16 protein-coding genes are annotated in these 19046 nt (G+C 54.7%); 14 read left to right on the top strand and 2 right to left on the bottom strand.

Annotated features, from left to right (window positions below):
- Positions 1 to 68 precede the first annotated feature (68 nt).
- The 8 genes from nuoG (at position 69) to nuoN (ending at position 10254) form a co-directional block, all read left to right on the top strand.
- Entirely contained in the window at positions 69 to 2807 is a 2739-nt protein-coding gene (nuoG, locus tag AC2FCQ_RS05975; RefSeq protein ID WP_209638927.1) for an NADH-quinone oxidoreductase subunit NuoG, read from the top strand.
- Complete coding sequence (gene nuoH, locus AC2FCQ_RS05970; protein ID WP_037420984.1) at positions 2804 to 3781, top strand: NADH-quinone oxidoreductase subunit NuoH; 978 nt, start codon at positions 2804 to 2806, stop codon at positions 3779 to 3781. The genes nuoG and nuoH overlap by 4 nt, the downstream gene beginning before the upstream one ends.
- A gap of 14 nt (positions 3782 to 3795) precedes the next feature.
- Positions 3796 to 4338, top strand: coding sequence for an NADH-quinone oxidoreductase subunit NuoI (nuoI, locus tag AC2FCQ_RS05965; RefSeq protein ID WP_004947256.1), 543 nt, complete (start codon positions 3796 to 3798; stop codon positions 4336 to 4338).
- A gap of 13 nt (positions 4339 to 4351) precedes the next feature.
- A complete protein-coding gene (nuoJ, locus tag AC2FCQ_RS05960) occupies positions 4352 to 4912 on the top strand; it encodes an NADH-quinone oxidoreductase subunit J (RefSeq protein WP_037420982.1) in 561 nt (186 codons plus the stop codon).
- A complete protein-coding gene (gene nuoK, locus AC2FCQ_RS05955) occupies positions 4909 to 5211 on the top strand; it encodes an NADH-quinone oxidoreductase subunit NuoK (RefSeq protein WP_012146014.1) in 303 nt (100 codons plus the stop codon). The genes nuoJ and nuoK overlap by 4 nt, the downstream gene beginning before the upstream one ends.
- Positions 5208 to 7055 (top strand): NADH-quinone oxidoreductase subunit L, encoded by a 1848-nt coding sequence (gene nuoL / locus AC2FCQ_RS05950; protein WP_209638931.1) that lies wholly within the window; start codon positions 5208 to 5210, stop codon positions 7053 to 7055. The genes nuoK and nuoL overlap by 4 nt, the downstream gene beginning before the upstream one ends.
- Before the next feature lie 205 nt (positions 7056 to 7260).
- On the top strand, positions 7261 to 8790 hold the full coding sequence (nuoM, locus tag AC2FCQ_RS05945; RefSeq protein ID WP_209639047.1) for an NADH-quinone oxidoreductase subunit M: 1530 nt from the start codon (positions 7261 to 7263) through the stop codon (positions 8788 to 8790).
- A 6-nt stretch (positions 8791 to 8796) separates the two neighbouring features.
- Positions 8797 to 10254, top strand: a complete 1458-nt coding sequence (gene nuoN / locus AC2FCQ_RS05940; protein ID WP_209638933.1) for an NADH-quinone oxidoreductase subunit NuoN — start codon at positions 8797 to 8799, stop codon at positions 10252 to 10254.
- A 74-nt stretch (positions 10255 to 10328) separates the two neighbouring features.
- On the opposite strand, the gene AC2FCQ_RS05935 is transcribed toward nuoN, so the two are convergent.
- Complete coding sequence (locus tag AC2FCQ_RS05935) at positions 10329 to 11204, bottom strand: LysR family transcriptional regulator (protein WP_209638935.1); 876 nt, start codon at positions 11202 to 11204, stop codon at positions 10329 to 10331.
- A gap of 336 nt (positions 11205 to 11540) precedes the next feature.
- Here AC2FCQ_RS05935 and AC2FCQ_RS05930 point away from each other — a divergent pair, with 336 nt between their 5' ends.
- The 5 genes from AC2FCQ_RS05930 to AC2FCQ_RS05910 all read left to right on the top strand — a co-directional run bounded on the left by AC2FCQ_RS05930 (position 11541) and on the right by AC2FCQ_RS05910 (position 17011).
- A complete protein-coding gene (locus AC2FCQ_RS05930; protein WP_209638937.1) occupies positions 11541 to 13373 on the top strand; it encodes a thiamine pyrophosphate-binding protein in 1833 nt (610 codons plus the stop codon).
- A gap of 92 nt (positions 13374 to 13465) precedes the next feature.
- Positions 13466 to 13894, top strand: coding sequence for a cupin domain-containing protein (locus tag AC2FCQ_RS05925; protein WP_209638939.1), 429 nt, complete (start codon positions 13466 to 13468; stop codon positions 13892 to 13894).
- A gap of 104 nt (positions 13895 to 13998) precedes the next feature.
- Complete coding sequence (locus AC2FCQ_RS05920) at positions 13999 to 14862, top strand: DMT family transporter (protein WP_209638941.1); 864 nt, start codon at positions 13999 to 14001, stop codon at positions 14860 to 14862.
- 184 nt (positions 14863 to 15046) lie between these two features.
- Positions 15047 to 16291 carry an MFS transporter gene (locus AC2FCQ_RS05915; protein ID WP_209638943.1) on the top strand — a complete coding sequence of 415 codons (1245 nt, stop codon included), beginning with the start codon at positions 15047 to 15049 and terminating at the stop codon, positions 16289 to 16291.
- Between the two features lie 225 nt (positions 16292 to 16516).
- Positions 16517 to 17011, top strand: a complete 495-nt coding sequence (locus AC2FCQ_RS05910; RefSeq protein ID WP_209638945.1) for a DUF1097 domain-containing protein — start codon at positions 16517 to 16519, stop codon at positions 17009 to 17011.
- A 1-nt stretch (position 17012) separates the two neighbouring features.
- Here AC2FCQ_RS05910 and AC2FCQ_RS05905 read toward each other — a convergent pair whose 3' ends face one another.
- Positions 17013 to 17996 carry a substrate-binding domain-containing protein gene (locus tag AC2FCQ_RS05905; protein ID WP_209638947.1) on the bottom strand — a complete coding sequence of 328 codons (984 nt, stop codon included), beginning with the start codon at positions 17994 to 17996 and terminating at the stop codon, positions 17013 to 17015.
- A 269-nt stretch (positions 17997 to 18265) separates the two neighbouring features.
- Between AC2FCQ_RS05905 and idnO the strand changes: the two genes are divergently transcribed.
- The gene (gene idnO / locus AC2FCQ_RS05900) at positions 18266 to 19030 is read left to right on the top strand and encodes a gluconate 5-dehydrogenase (RefSeq protein ID WP_490308472.1); all 765 of its coding nucleotides are present in this window, start codon (positions 18266 to 18268) and stop codon (positions 19028 to 19030) included.
- The last annotated feature ends 16 nt before the right edge of the window (positions 19031 to 19046 follow it).

Here is a 19046-nt window from a genome sequence, read left to right as displayed (position 1 = left end):
GCCCGAACACGGCCAGAATTTTTGATTAACGCCTGCCGTAAGGCAGGCCACTTGGAAGCATGCTGACTATGGCTACGATTCATGTAGACGGCAAAGAATACGATGTAGATGGAGCTGACAACCTGTTGCAGGCTTGTCTCTCTCTCGGCCTCGATATTCCTTACTTTTGCTGGCATCCGGCGCTGGGAAGCGTCGGCGCTTGCCGCCAATGTGCGGTAAAGCAATACCAAAACGCGGAAGATACGCGTGGCCGTTTGGTGATGTCTTGTATGACACCGGCATCCGATGGAACCTTTATTTCCATCGACGATGGCGAAGCCAAACAGTTCCGTGAAAGCGTGGTTGAGTGGTTGATGACCAACCACCCGCACGACTGTCCGGTATGTGAAGAAGGCGGTAACTGTCACCTGCAGGATATGACAGTAATGACCGGCCACAGCTTCCGTAAATACCGCTTCAGTAAGCGTACCCATAACAACCAGGAACTGGGGCCGTTTATCTCGCATGAGATGAACCGCTGCATCGCCTGCTACCGTTGTGTGCGCTACTACAAGGATTATGCGGACGGTACCGATTTCGGTGTGTACGGTGCTCACGACAACGTCTACTTTGGCCGCGTCGAGAGCGGTACGCTGGAAAGCGAGTTCTCCGGTAACCTGGTAGAAGTGTGCCCGACCGGCGTGTTCACCGACAAAACGCACTCCGAGCGTTATAACCGTAAATGGGACATGCAGTTTGCGCCAAGCATCTGCCAGCAGTGCAGCATCGGCTGTAACACCAGCCCGGGTGAGCGCTATGGCGAACTGCGTCGCATCGAAAACCGTTATAACGGCAGCGTGAACCACTATTTCCTGTGTGACCGTGGCCGCTTTGGTTATGGCTACGTGAACCAGAAAGATCGTCCGCGCCAGCCACAACAGCTGCGCGGTGACGACTGGATCACCCTGAATGCCGAACAAGCCATGCAGGGCGCGGCGGACATTCTGCGTCAGGCAAAGAAAACCATCGGTATTGGTTCACCACGCGCCAGCCTGGAAAGCAACTTCGCACTGCGCGAATTGGTGGGTGCCGAGAACTTCTACACCGGTATCTCGCAGGCCGAACAGGGTCGTTTGAACCTGATGCTGAACGTGCTGCAAAACAGCGGCGTTTACACGCCGGCACTGCGTGAAATCGAAGGCTACGACGCGGTATTGGTGTTGGGTGAAGATCTCACCCAGACCGGTGCGCGTATCGCGCTGTCAGTACGTCAGGCGGTGAAAGGCAAGGCCCGTGCCATGGCGGCGGCCCAGCGTGTTGCCGACTGGCAGATCGCTGCGATCCAAAACATTGGTCAGCATGCCAAATACCCGCTGTTCGTGACCAACGTGGACGACACGCGTCTGGATGACATTGCGGCATGGAACTACCGTGCACCGGTGGATGAGCAGGCGCGCTTCGGCTTCGCTATTGCCCATGCGCTGGACAATGCGGCACCTGCGGTTAGCGATCTGGCTGGCGGTCTGAACAAGAAAGTCGACATCATCGTGCAGGCGCTGACCGACGCGCGCAAACCGTTGATCATCACCGGCAGCAACGCCGGTAGCGAAGCTATCATCGAAGCGGCGGCCAACATCGCCAAAGCGCTGAAGGATCGCGGTTCTGACGTGGGTATCACCTTCGTAGCCAGCGCTGCCAACAGCATCGGTTTGTCGATGATCGGCGGCGGTTCACTTGATCAGGCTTTGACGCAGTTGGAAAACGGCGAAGCCGACACCGCTATCGTCATGGAAAACGATCTCTACCGGCATGCGTCGGCGGCGAAAGTGGACGCGGCGCTGGCCAAGGTCAGCAACCTGATTGTCGCGGACCATCAACGCACTGCTGTGATGGAAAAGGCTAACCTGATCCTGTCGGCGGCAAGTTTTGCCGAGAGTGACGGTACGTTGGTCAACCAGGAAGGCCGCGCACAGCGCTTCTTCCAGGTCTACGATCCTGCCTACTACGACGATGCCAAAAAGAATCAGTTTACCGTGATGCTGGAAAGCTGGCGCTGGATGCACTCGCTGCACTCTACCTACACCAGTCGCCACGTGGATTGGACGCAGCTCGACGACGTGATAGCCGCCTGTGTTAATGCACTGCCGCAACTGCAGGGTATCGTCGATGCAGCACCGGACGCGAGCTTCCGTATTCGTGGTCAGAAACTGGCGCGTTCTCCAATTCGTTCCAGCGGCCGTACGGCCATGCGCGCCAATATTAGCGTGCATGAACCGCGTCAACCGCAGGATAAAGACACCATGTTTGCCTTCTCAATGGAAGGGAACAACAGCCCGCTGGCCGATCGTCAGCAGATCCCATTCGCCTGGGCGCCAGGTTGGAACTCACCGCAGGCATGGAACAAGTTCCAGGCCGAAGTGGGTGGCAAGTTGCGTCATGGCGATCCGGGTGTACGCCTGATCGAAGCAGGGGAGGGCAAGCTGGGTTACTTTACCAACGTGCCTGCCGCCTTTGGTCATGAGCAAGGCTGGCGTGTTGCGCCGTATTACCATTTGTTCGGCAGTGACGAAATGTCACAGCGTTCTGGTGTAATTCAGCAACGTATGCCAGAGGCTTATGTCATGGTGAACCCGGCGGATGCGGCTGCGCTTGGCGTCAATGCCGGTGCGCTGGTGGAGTTCAGCTGTGCGGGCCAGACATTGCGTCTGCCAGTACGCCTGAGTGAAGCCCTGACCCAGGGACAGGTGGGGTTACCGCTTGGCTTACCTGGGATCCCGCCAGTACTGGTGGGTGCGACGGTTGAAAATCTGCGGGAGGCGACACGATGAGCTGGTTTACCCCTGAGGTGATCGACATTCTGATTGCCATTCTTAAAGCGGTAGTGATCCTGCTGGTCGTAGTGAGCTGTGGGGCATTCATGAGTTTCGGCGAACGTCGTTTGCTCGGTTTGTTCCAGAACCGTTATGGACCAAACCGTGTCGGCTGGGGCGGCTCGCTGCAGCTGGTCGCCGACATGATCAAAATGTTCTTCAAGGAAGACTGGGTACCGAAATTCTCCGACCGGGTGATCTTTACCCTGGCGCCGATGATCGCCTTTACTTCCCTGTTGCTGGCATTTGCCATTGTTCCGGTCAGCCCGACCTGGGCAGTGTCCGACCTAAATATCGGTATTTTGTTCTTCCTGATGATGGCTGGCCTGGCGGTATATGCCGTGCTGTTCGCTGGTTGGTCGAGCAACAACAAATACTCGCTGTTGGGGGCGATGCGTGCTTCCGCACAAACCCTGAGCTATGAAGTGTTCATCGGCCTGTCGCTGATGGGCGTGGTCGCGCAGGCGGACTCTTTCAACATGCAAACCATCGTTGAATCTCAGGCGCATCTGTGGAACGTCATCCCGCAATTCTTCGGCTTCGTGACCTTTGCGATTGCCGGCGTTGCGGTGTGCCACCGCCATCCGTTTGACCAACCGGAAGCTGAGCAGGAACTGGCTGACGGTTACCACATTGAATATTCCGGCATGAAGTTCGGTCTGTTCTTTGTGGGTGAGTACATCGGTATCGTCACCGTTTCTGCCCTGATTGTGACGTTGTTCTTCGGTGGCTGGCAGGGTCCATTCCTGCCGCCATTCATCTGGTTCGCGCTGAAAACGGCTTTCTTCATGATGATGTTTATTCTGATTCGTGCTGCTCTGCCGCGTCCGCGCTATGACCAGGTGATGGCCTTCGGCTGGAAAGTGTGCCTGCCGCTGACGCTGCTGAACCTGCTGGCGACCGCCGCAGTCATTTTGTACAACGCTCAATAAGGGGTGAATAAACCATGACATTGAAAGAGTTATTGGTTGGTTTCGGCACCCAGGTGCGCAGCATTTGGATGATAGGCTTGCACGCCTTCGCCAAGCGCGAAACCCAGATGTATCCGGAAGAACCGGTTTACCTGCCACCGCGCTACCGTGGCCGTATTGTGCTGACGCGCGATCCGGACGGTGAAGAACGCTGTGTGGCATGTAACCTGTGTGCGGTTGCCTGCCCGGTGGGCTGTATCTCGCTGCAAAAAGCAGAACAGAAAGACGGCCGCTGGTACCCGGAATTCTTCCGCATCAACTTCTCGCGCTGCATTTTCTGCGGCCTGTGCGAAGAGGCTTGCCCGACTACCGCGATCCAGCTGACGCCGGATTTCGAAATGGGTGAGTTCAAGCGCCAGGATCTGGTGTACGAAAAAGAAGATCTGTTGATCTCGGGGCCGGGTAAATATCCGGAATATAACTTCTACCGGATGGCCGGTATGGCGATTGACGGCAAAGCCAAGGGCGAAGCCGAAAACGAAGCCAAACCGATCGACGTCAAAGGTCTGTTGCCTTAAGGAGCCAGCAAGCATGGAAATTGCCTTTTATCTGGCAGGTTTGATTGCGGTGGTCGCGACAATTCGCGTGATCTCGCATACCAACCCTGTGCATGCGTTGCTGTATCTGATCGTCTCGCTATTGGCGATCTCTGCAGTCTTTTTCTCACTCGGCGCGTATTTCGCCGCAGCGCTGGAAATCATCGTTTACGCGGGCGCCATTATGGTGTTGTTCGTGTTCGTGGTGATGATGCTGAACCTCGGCAACGCGGTGCAGCAGCAAGAGCGTGATTGGCTGAAGCCGTCTGTGTGGATTGGCCCGGGCCTGTTGTCGCTGGCGCTATTAGCGGTACTGATTGTCGCTATCCGTAGCGTGTCTGATCAGGGCATCAGCGGTGACATGGTCGACGCGAAAGCGGTAGGGATCAGCCTGTTTGGTCCTTACGTTCTGGCGGTCGAGCTGGCTTCAATGCTGTTGTTGGCAGGTCTGGTTGTTGCCTTCCACATTGGCCGTGAGCACAAACCGGGTGAAGTGTTGAGTAACGCCCCGGCCAGTAGCGAAATGGCGAGAAGAAAATCGGAGGAGCAAGCATGATCCCTCTTCAACATGGTTTGATCCTGGCGGCGATCCTGTTCGTCCTTGGTCTGACCGGGTTACTGGTTCGTCGCAATCTGCTGTTTATGCTGATCAGTCTGGAAGTGATGATCAATGCTGCGGCATTGGCGTTTATCGTCGCGGGTAGCTACTGGGGCCAACCGGATGGGCAGGTGATGTACATCCTGGCGATCAGTTTGGCGGCAGCCGAGGCCAGTATTGGTCTGGCGTTGCTGCTGCAGCTCTACCGTCGTCGTCATACCCTGAATATTGATACTGTCAGTGAGATGCGCGGATGAACCTATTATATTTAACTATTCTGCTACCGCTGATCGGGTTCCTGCTGTTGGCCTTTTCCCGTGGCCGCTGGTCTGAAAACGTTTCGGCGACCGTTGGCGTAGGCTCTATCGGCCTGGCTGCGTTGGTTACTGTGCATGTGGCGATGGACTTCTTCGCCCAGAAAGCCACCGGCGTACAGCTGTTTGAGCAAAGCCTGTGGAACTGGATGACCGTCGGCAACTTCAACATCGGCGTGACGCTGACGTTGGACGGGCTGTCGTTGACCATGCTGTCAGTGGTCACCGGTGTGGGTTTCTTCATCCACATGTTCGCGTCCTGGTACATGCGCGGTGAAGAAGGCTACTCACGCTTCTTCGCTTACACCAACCTGTTTATCGCCAGCATGGTGGTATTGGTTCTGGCAGACAACCTGTTGCTGCTGTACCTGGGTTGGGAAGGCGTGGGCCTGTGCAGCTACCTGTTGATCGGTTTCTACTATAAAGATCCGGCCAACGGTGCGGCGGCGATGAAAGCCTTCATCGTGACCCGCGTTGGTGACGTGTTCCTGGCGTTTGCGTTGTTCATCCTCTACAACGAACTGGGCACGCTGAACATCCGTGAACTGATGATCCTGGCACCGCAAAAACTGGCGGTCGGCGATACGGCGATCACCTGGGCTACCTTGATGTTGCTGGGCGGCGCGGTCGGTAAGTCGGCGCAGCTGCCGTTGCAGACCTGGTTGGCGGACGCGATGGCGGGTCCAACCCCGGTTTCAGCATTGATCCACGCTGCAACCATGGTAACCGCGGGTGTCTACCTGATTGCACGTACTCACGGCCTGTTCCTGATGGCACCGGAAGTCCTGCATCTGGTGGGTATTATCGGGGCGGTGACCCTGGTACTGGCGGGCTTTGCCGCGCTGGTCCAAACGGATATCAAGCGCGTACTTGCCTACTCCACCATGAGCCAGATTGGTTACATGTTCCTGGCGTTGGGCGTACAGGCGTGGGATGCGGCTATCTTCCACCTGATGACCCATGCCTTCTTCAAGGCGCTGTTGTTCCTGTCCTCCGGTTCGGTGATTTTGGCCTGCCATCACGAGCAGAACATCTTCAAGATGGGTGGCCTGCGCAAGAGCATTCCGCTGGTCTACGTCTGCTTCCTGGTGGGTGGCGCTGCGCTGTCGGCATTGCCACTGATCACCGCGGGCTTCTTCAGTAAGGATGAGATCCTGGCCGGCGCGATGGCCAACGGACACATTAACCTGATGATTGCCGGTTTGGTCGGTGCATTCATGACCTCACTGTATACCTTCCGTATGATTTTCATCGTGTTCCATGGCGAGGAGAAAATCAAAGCGCATGCCGGTAAAGGCATCACTCACCACCTGCCACTGTTGGTTCTGCTGGTGCTGTCCACCTTCGTCGGCGCGATGATTGTGCCGCCGTTGCAGGGTGTACTGCCAGATACCACCGAGTTGGCGCACGGTAGCGTGCTGCAGCTGGAGATCACCTCCGGCGTAGTGGCTATCGTCGGCATTCTGCTGGCGGCGGCGCTGTGGCTGGGCAAACGTAGCCTGGTTACCCGTATCGCCAAAAGCGCACCAGGGCGTTTCTTCTCGACCTGGTGGTTCCATGCCTGGGGCTTCGACTGGCTGTACGACAAAGTGTTCGTCAAGCCGTACCTGGGTATTGCGAAGTTGCTGCAACGCGATCCGCTGAACTCGATGATGAACCTGCCGGCCATCTTCTCCCGCTGGGGGAACCGAGGTCTGACAGTCAGCGAGAACGGTCAGGTGCGTTGGTATATAGCGTCTATGGGTGTGGGTGCAGTGGTGGTGCTAGCTCTGTTGATTTTGGTTTAACAGAGAGTAGACACAATTATCGGGCGTAGCGTCCGTTAACACGGCGCTATGCGGAATGTTTTATACCGTATGAATTTCGCGTTGTGGCTAGGCGGCAAGTGTGCAAATCCCCAGGGGCTTACTGAAGTAAGTGACCGGGGTGAACAGACGTAGCCAACAACGCCACAGCGTGAAAGACAACGGTAGAATAGGGACACAAAACGCCATGCTATTACCTTGGCTAATTCTTATCCCCTTTATTGGCGGTCTGCTGTGCTGGCAGTTTGAGCGCTTCGGTACTAAGGTGCCGCGCTGGATTGCGTTGATCGCAATGGGGCTGACATTGGCGCTTTCTCTGCATCTGTGGATGCAGGGTGGCTACACGTTGACTACGCCGAAAGGCATTCCGCAGTGGCAGTCTGAATTCCTGCTGCCGTGGATCCCGCGTTTTGGTATTTCTATCCACCTGGCGCTGGATGGCCTTTCACTGCTGATGGTGGTGCTGACCGGCCTGCTGGGCGTGTTGGCTATCCTCTGTTCCTGGCGTGAAATCCAGAAATACCAGGGCTTCTTCCACCTGAACCTGCTGTGGATCCTGGGTGGGGTAATCGGCGTGTTCCTCGCCATCGACATGTTCCTGTTCTTCTTCTTCTGGGAAATGATGTTGGTGCCGATGTACTTCCTAATTGCACTCTGGGGTCACAAGGCGTCGGACGGGAAAACCCGTATCACTGCGGCCACCAAGTTCTTCATCTACACCCAGGCCAGCGGTCTGGTGATGCTGATTGCCATTTTGGGCCTGGTGTTCGTGCACTACAACGCGACCGGCGTGTGGACCTTTGATTACGAAGACCTGCTGCAAACGCCAATGTCACATAACGTGCAGTACCTGCTGATGCTGGGCTTCTTCATCGCCTTTGCGGTGAAAATGCCGGTAGTGCCATTGCACGGCTGGTTGCCGGATGCGCATAGCCAGGCACCAACCGCGGGTTCTGTGGACCTGGCGGGGATCTTGCTGAAAACCGCGGCCTACGGTCTGTTGCGTTTCAGCTTGCCATTGTTCCCGGAAGCTTCACATGAGTTTGCGCCAATTGCGATGTGGTTGGGCGTGGTCGGTATCTTCTACGGTGCCTGGATGGCGTTTGCACAGACCGATATCAAGCGTCTGATTGCTTATACCTCCGTTTCCCATATGGGCTTCGTACTGATTGCCATCTACACGGGCAGCCAACTGGCTTACCAGGGCGCGGTGATCCAGATGATTGCGCACGGGCTGTCAGCGGCCGGTATGTTCATCATCTGCGGGCAATTGTATGAACGTCTGCATACCCGTGACATGCGTGAGATGGGTGGCTTGTGGGGACGTATTAAATACATTCCTGCGCTGTCGCTGTTCTTTGCAGTGGCGACGTTGGGGATGCCGGGTACCGGTAACTTCGTCGGTGAATTCATGATCCTGTTCGGCAGCTACCAGGTTGTACCGGTGATCACCGTGATTTCTACCTTCGGTCTGGTGTTTGCTTCGGTTTACTCGTTGATCATGATGCAGCGCGCCTACTACGGCAAAGCCAAGTCTGACCAACCGTTGCCGGGCATGACCGCGCGTGAGCTGTTCATCATTCTGCTACTGGTGGTGTTGCTGGTTCTGCTGGGGGTTTACCCGCAGCCGATTCTGGACACTTCTCATGCGGCGATGAGCAACGTGCAACACTGGTTTGGTTCATCAGTTTCAGCAATTTCAACAACAAGGCCGTAATTCGCCATGACAATAACTCCTCAACAACTGATCGCATTGCTACCACTGTTGATCGTCGGATTGACGGTGGTGGTTGTGATGCTTGGCATTGCGTGGCGACGCGACCACTTTATCAACGCCACTCTCACCGTGATCGGTCTCAACCTGGCGCTGCTTTCGCTGTACTTTGTCGGCCAGGCTGGCCCAATGGACGTCACCCCGCTGCTGCGGGTTGACGGCTACTCGATGTTCTATACCGGGCTGGTGATACTGGCGAGTCTGGCGACCTGTACCTTTGCCTATCCTTGGCTGGTCGGTTACCCGGACAACCGCGAAGAGTTCTACCTGCTGGTGCTGATTGCTACCCTGGGTGGCATTCTGCTGGCGAGCGCCAACCATCTGGCGTCGCTGTTCCTCGGTATTGAACTGATCTCGCTGCCGCTGTTTGGCCTGGTGGGTTATGCCTACCGCCAAAAGCGCCCATTGGAAGCGGCCATCAAGTACATGCTGTTGTCCGCTGCGGCATCATCATTCCTGCTGTTCGGTATGGCGCTCCTGTATGCAGAGTCTGGTGACCTGTCACTGGCTGGCCTGGGCAAGAGCCTGCAGGAAAACATGATGCACCAGCCGCTGATCCTGGCGGGTATGGGCATGATGATTGTCGGTTTGGGCTTCAAACTGTCTCTGGTGCCGTTCCAACTGTGGACACCTGATGTGTATCAAGGGGCGCCTGCGCCGGTTTCAACCTTCCTGGCCACCGCCAGCAAGATTGCAATCTTCGCGGTAGTGATGCGTCTGTTCCTGTATGCCCCGGCTGCCGATAGCGAAGCGTTGCGTATGGTACTGGCAATCATTGCGGTTTGTTCGATTCTGTTCGGCAACCTGATGGCCATCAGCCAGACCAACATCAAGCGTCTGTTGGGTTACTCGTCGATTGCCCATTTGGGTTATCTGCTGGTGGCGTTGATTGCGGTGCAAACTCATCAACTGTCGCTGGAAACCGCCGGTGTTTATCTGGCAGGTTACCTGTTCAGCAGCCTGGGTGCGTTCGGTGTGGTCAGCTTGATGTCCAGTCCGTACCGTGGTCCAGATGCTGATTCACTGTTCTCTTACCGTGGTCTGTTCTGGCATAAGCCAATCCTGTCCGCGGTGATGACGGTGATGATGTTATCACTGGCCGGTATTCCGATGACGCTGGGCTTTATCGGTAAGTTCTTTGTTATCGCGATGGGTGTCAGTGCTCACCTGTGGTGGTTGACCGGCGCAGTGGTGCTGGGCAGTGCCATTGGTTTGTACTACTACCTGCGTGTCACCGTCAGCCTGTTCCTCAGCGCACCGGAAGCATTGCAGCGTGATACCCCAAATAACTGGGCGTTGACTGCCGGCGGTGTCGTAGTGCTGATTTCTGCCGCGTTGGTGTTGCTGTTGGGTGTTTATCCGCAGCCGCTGATTACGCTGGTGCAGATGGCACAGCCGATGTTCTGATAGGCATCACGGCAGTAAAAAAGGTCGCTTCGGCGACCTTTTTTTATGGTGGGTGGGGAAGTCGGGGCCAATGATCAGCCGGGATTGTTTTTAAACGATTCTTCCAGAACCTGTACGACAGCACGAACGCGCGCCGCACGTTGCAGGTCAGGGTGCAGCACCAACCAAATATCGACCCAGTCTTTATTCTCCGGGAAGATGCGTACCAGGTCTGGGTCTTTATCCGCCAGGAAGGAGGACAGCAGGCCAATTCCCAATCCGTTGCGTGTCGCCGAACGCAGAAGCAGCTGCGAATTGCATTGAAGCACCACGTTAGGGTCGATCAGCGCTTCGCCACAGAAGTCGTTCCAGTGGCGGGGTACCAGTTCGCGTGGGAACATCAACAGATCGTGACCGCGCAGATGGTCGCCTTTGGTCGGCATCCCGTGCTTGTCGAGGTAGTCCTGCGTTGCATACAACCCCATCTCAATGGTGGCCATGCGCTTGATAATGAGTTCATCGGACTCTGGCCGTGCCCCCCTGATCGCTAAATCGGCACCGCGATAAGAGATATCAGAGATATTAACCGCCGTCAGCATCGTGACCGTAATTAACGGGTGTTGCTCCCGCAGCACCTTCAGCGCCGGGATGACAAAGGCTTCAGCCATGGTATCTGTCGTGGCGATGCGTACATTACCGCACAGGCTGTCGTCACCGCTGGTGGCTTTGCGGCCAATCGCTTGTACGGCGTTTTCCATATTCATCACGTCGGCCAGCATCTCTTCACCCAATGGACTGAGGGAAAAGGATTTTGGCGTGCGGATAAACAGCTTGGAGCCCAGGCTCTCTTCAAATGCAGTAATGCGCCGCCCGACGGTGGCCTGATCGACGTGTAGTTCATTGGCGGCTTTTCGTAAAGTGCCGCAGCGCGCGACCGCCAGGAAGAAGCGTGCATCATCCCAATTCATCATGCCATTTCCTTTGTACAGGCTTATCGGTCTTGTCAGTGTTCATTCTTGCGCAACCGTACTGGCTCTGGTTTAGGCTGCAAATGAGGCCCACGTATCATAATTATTTATTATGTTTCAGGATATGAATAAATGCATCAACGTGAAGCACTTTTGCATCTTTATTTTTACCCGACAATCTTTATGCTTATCAACGTTTATGCTGTGATCTGGCGCACATTTTGTGCCAATGTTACCTTAAACGCGTAAGCAGATACGCATGAGAGCCTGTCTCTGTGGCTAATCGCCTGGTGGGATCGACTCTATATCAGGTTGACCCACCACGACTGGACATTAAAAATGGAGTCTCACGCAGAGAAGTTATACACCCCCGTTGCGCTGGCAACGGCGGATGGTGTTAGGGTAATTGCAGCACCCGGCGCGAAAGCGGCAACGCAAAGTAATGCTGATGTGATCATCCAGGGTATTGAAGCTCGCGGCATTCAGCACATCTTCCTGGTACCCGGTAAACTGGTGTACCCACTGATTAAATCCATTGAACATTCAGGCATCACCGGTATCGTCGGTGCCCACGAGACCGCCTGTGGTTTTATGGCGGACGGTTATGCCCGCGCTAACCGCAAATTTGGCGTTTGCCTGGGGATCTCCGGCCCCGGCACAATGAATTTTTTGCCCGCGATGGCCGCTGCACAGGCTGATAAAATCCCGGTGCTGTATCTGGCTGGCGGTATCGCCACTTATCATGAAGCACAGGGTGCTTTCCAGGATGGCAGCAATAGCGGCATCGATGAGCTGACCATCGTCAAGCCATTGCTTTCCGCCGCGATAGAAGTGAAAAACAACCTGACGTTGCAACACGAGCTGCGACGCAGTTTGTCGTGTCTGAACACCCAACGTAAAGGCCGCGCTTACTTGAGCGTACCGGTCGATATGCAAAAGAACGTGGTTGCCGGCAATCATGATGCCAGCCCGCCGCGCACAACGCCGCAGTGCCGCGAAGTTGCCATCGATCAGCAGGGGCTGGATCAGGTGCTGGACGACTATCTGTTACGCGGGTTGAAGGTGGCCTGTCTGGCCGGTAACCGGATGAATAACCCGCAAGATGCGGCATTGCTGCTGCGTCTGGCGGAGAAATACCGTTTGCCCGTCGCCACGACGCTATCCGGCAAGGGCGCCTTCCCGGAAGGGCATGAGCTGGCATTGGGTCTGTATGGCTTTGCCGGCCATACCCGGGCTGTGGAGACCATCAATGGTGATGACGTTGATGTCCTGCTGGTGTTGGGCTGCGATCTCAGCCAGCGCGATAGCCTCAATTGGAACGCACGGTTGCACGGTACGAAAACGCTGGTGGTGATCGATGAGGATTTTGACAAGGTCAGTTCGCACTACCAGCCGGATATGCAGATTTTCTCCAGCCTGACCGGGGCGCTACAACACCTGTTAGATGCGGTCAGTGACGAAGATGCGCATCTGGCCGATATCAACGTGCTGCGCGATGGCTGGATTGAGCAGGTAAATCAGTTACCCTTGGAACAACCGCGCCCTGACTTGCAGGCACGTCTGGCCGTGGCAGAGGCAAACATGTACCCCGGCGATGCCATTAAACGCATTCGTCGCCATATGGACCAGGATACTAACGTCGTGGTCGACTCTGGCGCGCACCGTATCTTTATGGCACATCACTGGCTAGCCAGTGGGCGTGGTGATTACCATACATCAAGTTCGTTGGCCCCGATGGGCTGGGCGATTTGCGCGGGTATTGGCATCAAGCTGGCGGCACCGCATCGTAACTGCGTGGTGGTCACCGGTGATGGCTGTATGCTGATGCACGGCATGGAAATTCAGACGGCTGCCCGTTATCAGGTCAAGATGACCTTCGTGGTGATGAACAACTGTGCCCACGGTGCAATGCATATCGACACGTTGCAGAACCGGGGGGTATCGGCAGATTATACTGCGCTGCCCAATCATGACTGGAAAGCCTTCGCCAACAGTCTGGGCGTCTCTTCGGCCAAAGCGGCAACGTTGGAAGAGCTCGATGACGCGCTGGTTGCCGCGGCCGAACACGACGGCCCGTTCCTGATAGAAGTGTTGGTAGGAAATCATGTGGCGCCTAATCGATACTATGCCGAGAGCATCGTAGAATACGAGCAGCGTATCAAAGGCGTGTAAGAGCGTTGCCCTGTTAATCCGGGAGCCGTCATTATTTTGTCCTTTGCATCACGCCATTCTATTTTACTCACAGTAGTCATGGAGCGATAACAATGTATAAATTGACACTTCTGGCAGTATTAATGATGGCATTTCAAGGCCATGCACAGGCCGCTGACGATCATGGTGAAGGCATTACCAAAGAAACGCTTCTGAAAACAGAGACGTCGTGGGAGGGGTCGCCCTATCAGCATTATCCTGCCGGCGCTCCGCAGATCACCATGTTGAAGGTCACCGTTGAGCCGAACAAGGTGCTGGCCTGGCATACTCACCCGTGCATCAGCGCAGTGTATATGACAGGGGGGAGCGTTTCGCTGACGGTAAAGAAAACCGGCGTGAAGCACACCTTTAAACAGGGTGACTCTTTTACCGACACGGTAGATATTGTTCATCAGGGGGTATCGGGTGATAAAGGTGCTGAAATGCTGGTGTTCTTTGCCTGCGCAGACAATAAACCGCTGACGGTAAAAGCCGCCGAATAATGCCGGTGTCGTCTTTCAAGTTGCCGCTTTACCTGGCTGCAGCTTGGAATCTACGGGTATAGATTATTTTTTGCAGCCTGTTTGGGCTGCATTCTGAGGAAATCATGGTTGCTTTATGGATGGTTGTCGCCAGCGGGTTCTTTGCGCTGATGGGGGCCAGCATCAAATTGGCTTCGGCCAAAGTTGGCTTTTTCGACATCATTTTTTACCGTTCCGTCATTAACGTCCTGATCGTTGCCGCGCTGATTCATATTAAAAACCTGGGTTTTCGTACCCAGCATCTGGGCCTGCATATGAAACGTGCGGCTATCGGTAATGCGGCGATGTACTGCGGTTTCTATTCATTGATCCATCTGCCGATCGCCACCGCCACTACGCTGGGTTACACCAACCCGATTTTTCAATCGGCGATTGCCTTTGTTACTTCCAAAGGTCAGTTAACCGGAAAACTGTTGTTCTCGGTACTGCTGGGATTCATCGGCATTTTGGTGTTATTGCGCCCTGACGCGCCGAACGGCGAGTATGCGGCGACCCTGATCGGCCTGTTTTCTGGCCTGCTCACAGCATTGGCCTATTTTAACGTCGGCAAATTGGTACGTAGCGGGGAACCCGAACTGCGAGTGGTATTTTACTTCTCACTGGTGGGCACGCTGGTCGGTGGCGTAATGACGTCAGTGGTGGGGTTCACGGCGTTGGATAGCGCGATGATACTGTGTGTCTGTGCCATCGGCGTATTCGGCAGCCTGGGGCAAATTACCATGACTCGCGCCTATGGCAGCGGTAATGCGGTCATCGTTAGCATTCTTTCCTATAGCACCATCATCTTTTCCACCTTGCTCGGTTATGTGCTGTTCGGCGAAAAACTGTCTTACATTGCCGCCGGGGGCATGGCATTGATTATCCTTTCTGGTGCGCTGGCTATTTTGAAACGTGCTCCCGCGAAGGTCCAAAAAGCGGAGGCGGTGTAACCACTTTCTGCCCGTTTCTTTCATAAAGACCAGCGAGTATTGCCAGCGCGAATGCATTAATGAATCACTATGATGCATTCTTGGCTATTTTTACGGTTATACCCGAACGGTATGATAAACGCGTTTCCTGATGAGTTTGGTTTTCAGGGCTTAGTGTTTATCCAGATTGTTTCGGGAGAGAAAAATGTCTGAAGGGGTGGCTGTTGATAAAGCAGCTCAAGCGAATTCGGGCGAGTCACATTTTGCCATCTTATTGTTTCTAGCCTTGGCATTAATGTCTGCATTGCTCAACAGCAGTGCGCCGACGCCGCTTTATCCGCTTTATCAACATGAGTTGGCATTAAGCTCGGTCAGCCTGACAGTCATTTATGGTGCCTATGCTGCGGGTGTGCTGATCTCATTGTTCGGCGTGGGCAATATGGCCGGCAAAGTGAAGGACCTGCGCAGCATGATTGTTCCTGCGCTGCTGGTGGTACTGGCGGGGGCCTTGTTATTCTCGATGGCCGATTCGTTCCTGATGATGTTTATGGCGCGTTTGCTGGCCGGTATTGGTACCGGCGCCCTGACCGGGGCCGCGAATATTGCGCTGGTGCGTTTTGGGCCGAAAGACGGCGGTAAAAATGCGGCACTGATTGCGACATTGTCTTTTACCACCGGTCTGGCATTAGGGCCGATTTTCAGCGGCGTTGCGTTGCAAACTGGGTTCCATACCACCTCATTGCCGTTCATTATCATTATGGCGGTGGCGGCAATCGCTGCGTTAGGTGTGATGCTCAAATGGCCCGCTATTGCTCCGGTTGTCCCCCTGAATGGAGCCGTAGAAACAGGGGCCGAAACGGAAAAGAGTTCTCTGGGAGATGGCTTGCGAGCGACAGGGGGCAAGTTCTTCCTGTGTGCCGGTGCGCTGTTTATCTGTTGGGCTGTGGCTGCCAGCATTCTGGCGATTGGCCCAAGCGTGTCGGAAAAGCTGTTGGGTATGCATAGCCGTGGTGTTTATGGGTATGTGATCGCGGTTTATCTGGTGATTGCCGGTATTAGCCAGATCCTGAGCCGCCGCGTTAATGCTCGTCACTCGCTGATGTTTGGCTGCCTGGCGCAAGCGCTGTCAGTCGTGGTGTTCGCCGAAGCCATACAGATTCATTCGTTGGGTCTGGCCAGTGCCGGTATGGTGATTGCGGGTTATGCCTACGGGGCTATCTTTGTCGGCAGTGCCACATTGGTGAATCTGATTTCACCGAAGGCAAGCCATGCAAGACTGATTTCGCTGTTTTACGTTATTGCTTATATCGCCAACTGGATCCCTATCCTGTTGGGGGTAGTGATCGACCATGCCAGCTTGCATCTGGCGGTCAACCTGTTATTCCTGGTCAGTGCCGTGGTGTGCTTAATGTTAAGCCTCATGGTGACCCGCGCGGGCTTCCCACGCTGAGATTTCAGCGCCCGATCTCATTTGGGCGTGAGTGAATCTGGTAAACGATTTCCCTGGTGTTGTTGTGTGTCATTTCCAGCGTGCTTGCCACGCTGGTTTTTTTTGTGACAAATTCCTCAGTTCTGTAATTACCATGTTTCTCATTACATATTTTATGTGATGCCCATCATATATTTTTGCCGATTTTCGCGTAAACTGCGCGCTTCCTTTTCAGCGGGTCGGTTTATGAACGTTATTTTTGCCATTGCTTTGACTACCGGGATCCTCTCTGGCGTTTGGGGATGGGTTGCGGTGAGCCTGGGGTTAATCAGCTGGGCCGGTTTTCTCGGCTGCACAGCCTATTTCGCCTGCCCGCAGGGGGGATTAAAAGGGTTGTTAATCAGCACATTGACCAGTTGCAGCGGCGTCTTTTGGGCTATGGCGATCATTCACGGCAGTGAGCTCGCTCCAGGCTGGAGTATGCTCGGTTATCTGCTGACCGGCGTGGTGGCTTTTTTGATGTGCATTCAGGCAAAGCAACAGTGGCTGGGGTTCGTGCCTGGTACCTTCATTGGCGCTTGCGCGACCTTTGCTGGTGGCGGTGACTGGCCGTTGGTGACCCTGTCTTTACTGGTTGGGCTGGTGTTCGGTTACGCGATGAAAAACAGCGGCTTGTGGTTGGCGGCACGCAATGAGAAAACCAAAGCGACCGCTGTTGTTACCGAGAATGTTAACCGCTGATTCAAATGGTACCGCCGAGGGAAATGCGGTAGTGCAGGTCCACGCGCTCAATGCAGGGTAGCCCTTTTATGCGTTTGAGCAAGATCTCCGTAGCGACTTTACCCATATCAAACCTTGGTGTGATCACGCTGGCGATGCCCGGCGTGGTGGCTTTGCCGATATCCAAACCGTGAAAACCTGATAGGGCGACGTCCTGTGGAACTTGTAACCCGAGCCGGAGACACGCCTGCAACACGCCAACGGCCAGATCGTCATTGGTGCATAAGATACCGTCCAAATCAGGATAGAGTTGACGGGCCATCGCCAGCATATCGGAACCCACACTGACAGACGACACCCGATGCGGTGTGATTTGACGCGGCGCTAACCCTTGGTTTTCCATCGCCTGGCAATAGCCTTGAAAGCGCTTGTTATCGCGGGCATCAGACATGGCACCAAAATAAACCACCTGACGTTTTCCGCTGGCAAGCAGCGCTTCTGTCATGTCATAACCGGCCTGATAGTTATCGAACCCCACGGCAATCCGCCCCTCCGGGGCTTCAAGATCCATCACCTGCGCTACCGGGATTTTTGCTGCCGCCAAGTATTTCTCTGCCCGTAATGTGTGCTCAGAATCTGTAAGAATCAGCCCCGCGATGGGGTAGGCCAGCAGTTGGACGATATGCTCTTCCTCTCGTTGGCGGCTGTAATCATAGTTCACCACCAGGGTCTGATAACCGTGTTCCAGCGTAATGGATTCGATACCGGCTAACAGGTCGGCAAAAATCTGATTGTTGAACGAAGGGATCAGGACGCCTATACGCGGTTTTTGCGTTGAGCGCGCTTCATCGCTGTCGGTGAAATTAACCTCTTTCATCACTTGGGCAATTTTCGCGGCGGTTTCTGCTGCCACCTTTTCTGGCGTGCGCAGATAGCGGCTGACGGTCATTTTTGTCACACCGGCGAGCAGCGCAATATCCTGCAGCGTGACGCGTTGGTTCTTCATTCTGATGCCTTAGCTGGGGAGGCGGAAAGAGCCCGCATGATGTCATGTTAACAAATCGATCTGGCGATAACAATCCGCCTCATAAAGTATAAAAACTATATTTTTCAATAAACTATGTTGATATGTTTTCTCGGCGGAATGCGTAGCTTCACGTTAAAGGTAACAGGTTTTAGTAACACTGTTTTAAGTGATCTTAATCACATTTTTGCTGGCAGCGATCCGCTGAGATAGACGCCTGTTCTTTCTGAATGACATGGCCGGGGTGCGTTATGAACAACTTGTTTTCACTGGATAATAAAAAAATACTGATTACCGGCGCTTCTCGGGGCATTGGCTTTCTGCTGGCTCGTGGGCTGGCGCAGTATGGTGCCCATATTCTGGTCAATGCGACCACTCAGGAAAATGCACAGCGTGCGGTTGAAGCGTTGCGACGCGAAGGTTTCCGCGCCGACGCCGCGGCCTTTGACGTGACCGACTCTCAGGCCATTCATGCTGCTATTGAGCAAATCGAGGCAGAGGGCGGTGGAATCGATGTGCTGATCAACAATGCGGGCATTCAGCGCCGTCATCCGTTTACCGAGTTCCCGGAAAAAGAGTGGGACGAGATTATTGCCGTCAATCAAAAAGCGGTCTTTATGGTCTCGCAAGCCGTGGCGCGCCATATGGTGCAGCGCCAAAGCGGAAAAATCATCAATATTGGCTCAATGCAGAGCGAACTGGGCCGCGACACCATTACACCCTATGCCGCGTCAAAGGGGGCGGTAAAAATGTTGACGCGTGGCATGTGTGTAGAGCTGGCGCGCTATAACATTCAGGTAAATGGCATTGCTCCGGGCTACTTCAAAACGGAAATGACCCAGGCGCTGGCGGACAATGCGGAGTTTACCGCGTGGCTGACCAAACGCACTCCGGCTGCCCGTTGGGGTGATCCGCAGGAATTGATTGGTGCCGCCGTATTCTTGTCATCAAAGGCATCCGATTTTGTTAATGGCCACCTGCTGTTTGTCGATGGCGGCATGTCCGCTGCGGTATAACCGCCAGTTTAATGGA

The sequence above is a fragment of the Serratia sp. CoH_134_PS_4 genome, from assembly GCF_058190535.1.
This window is presented reverse-complemented; position numbering and strand designations above follow the sequence as displayed.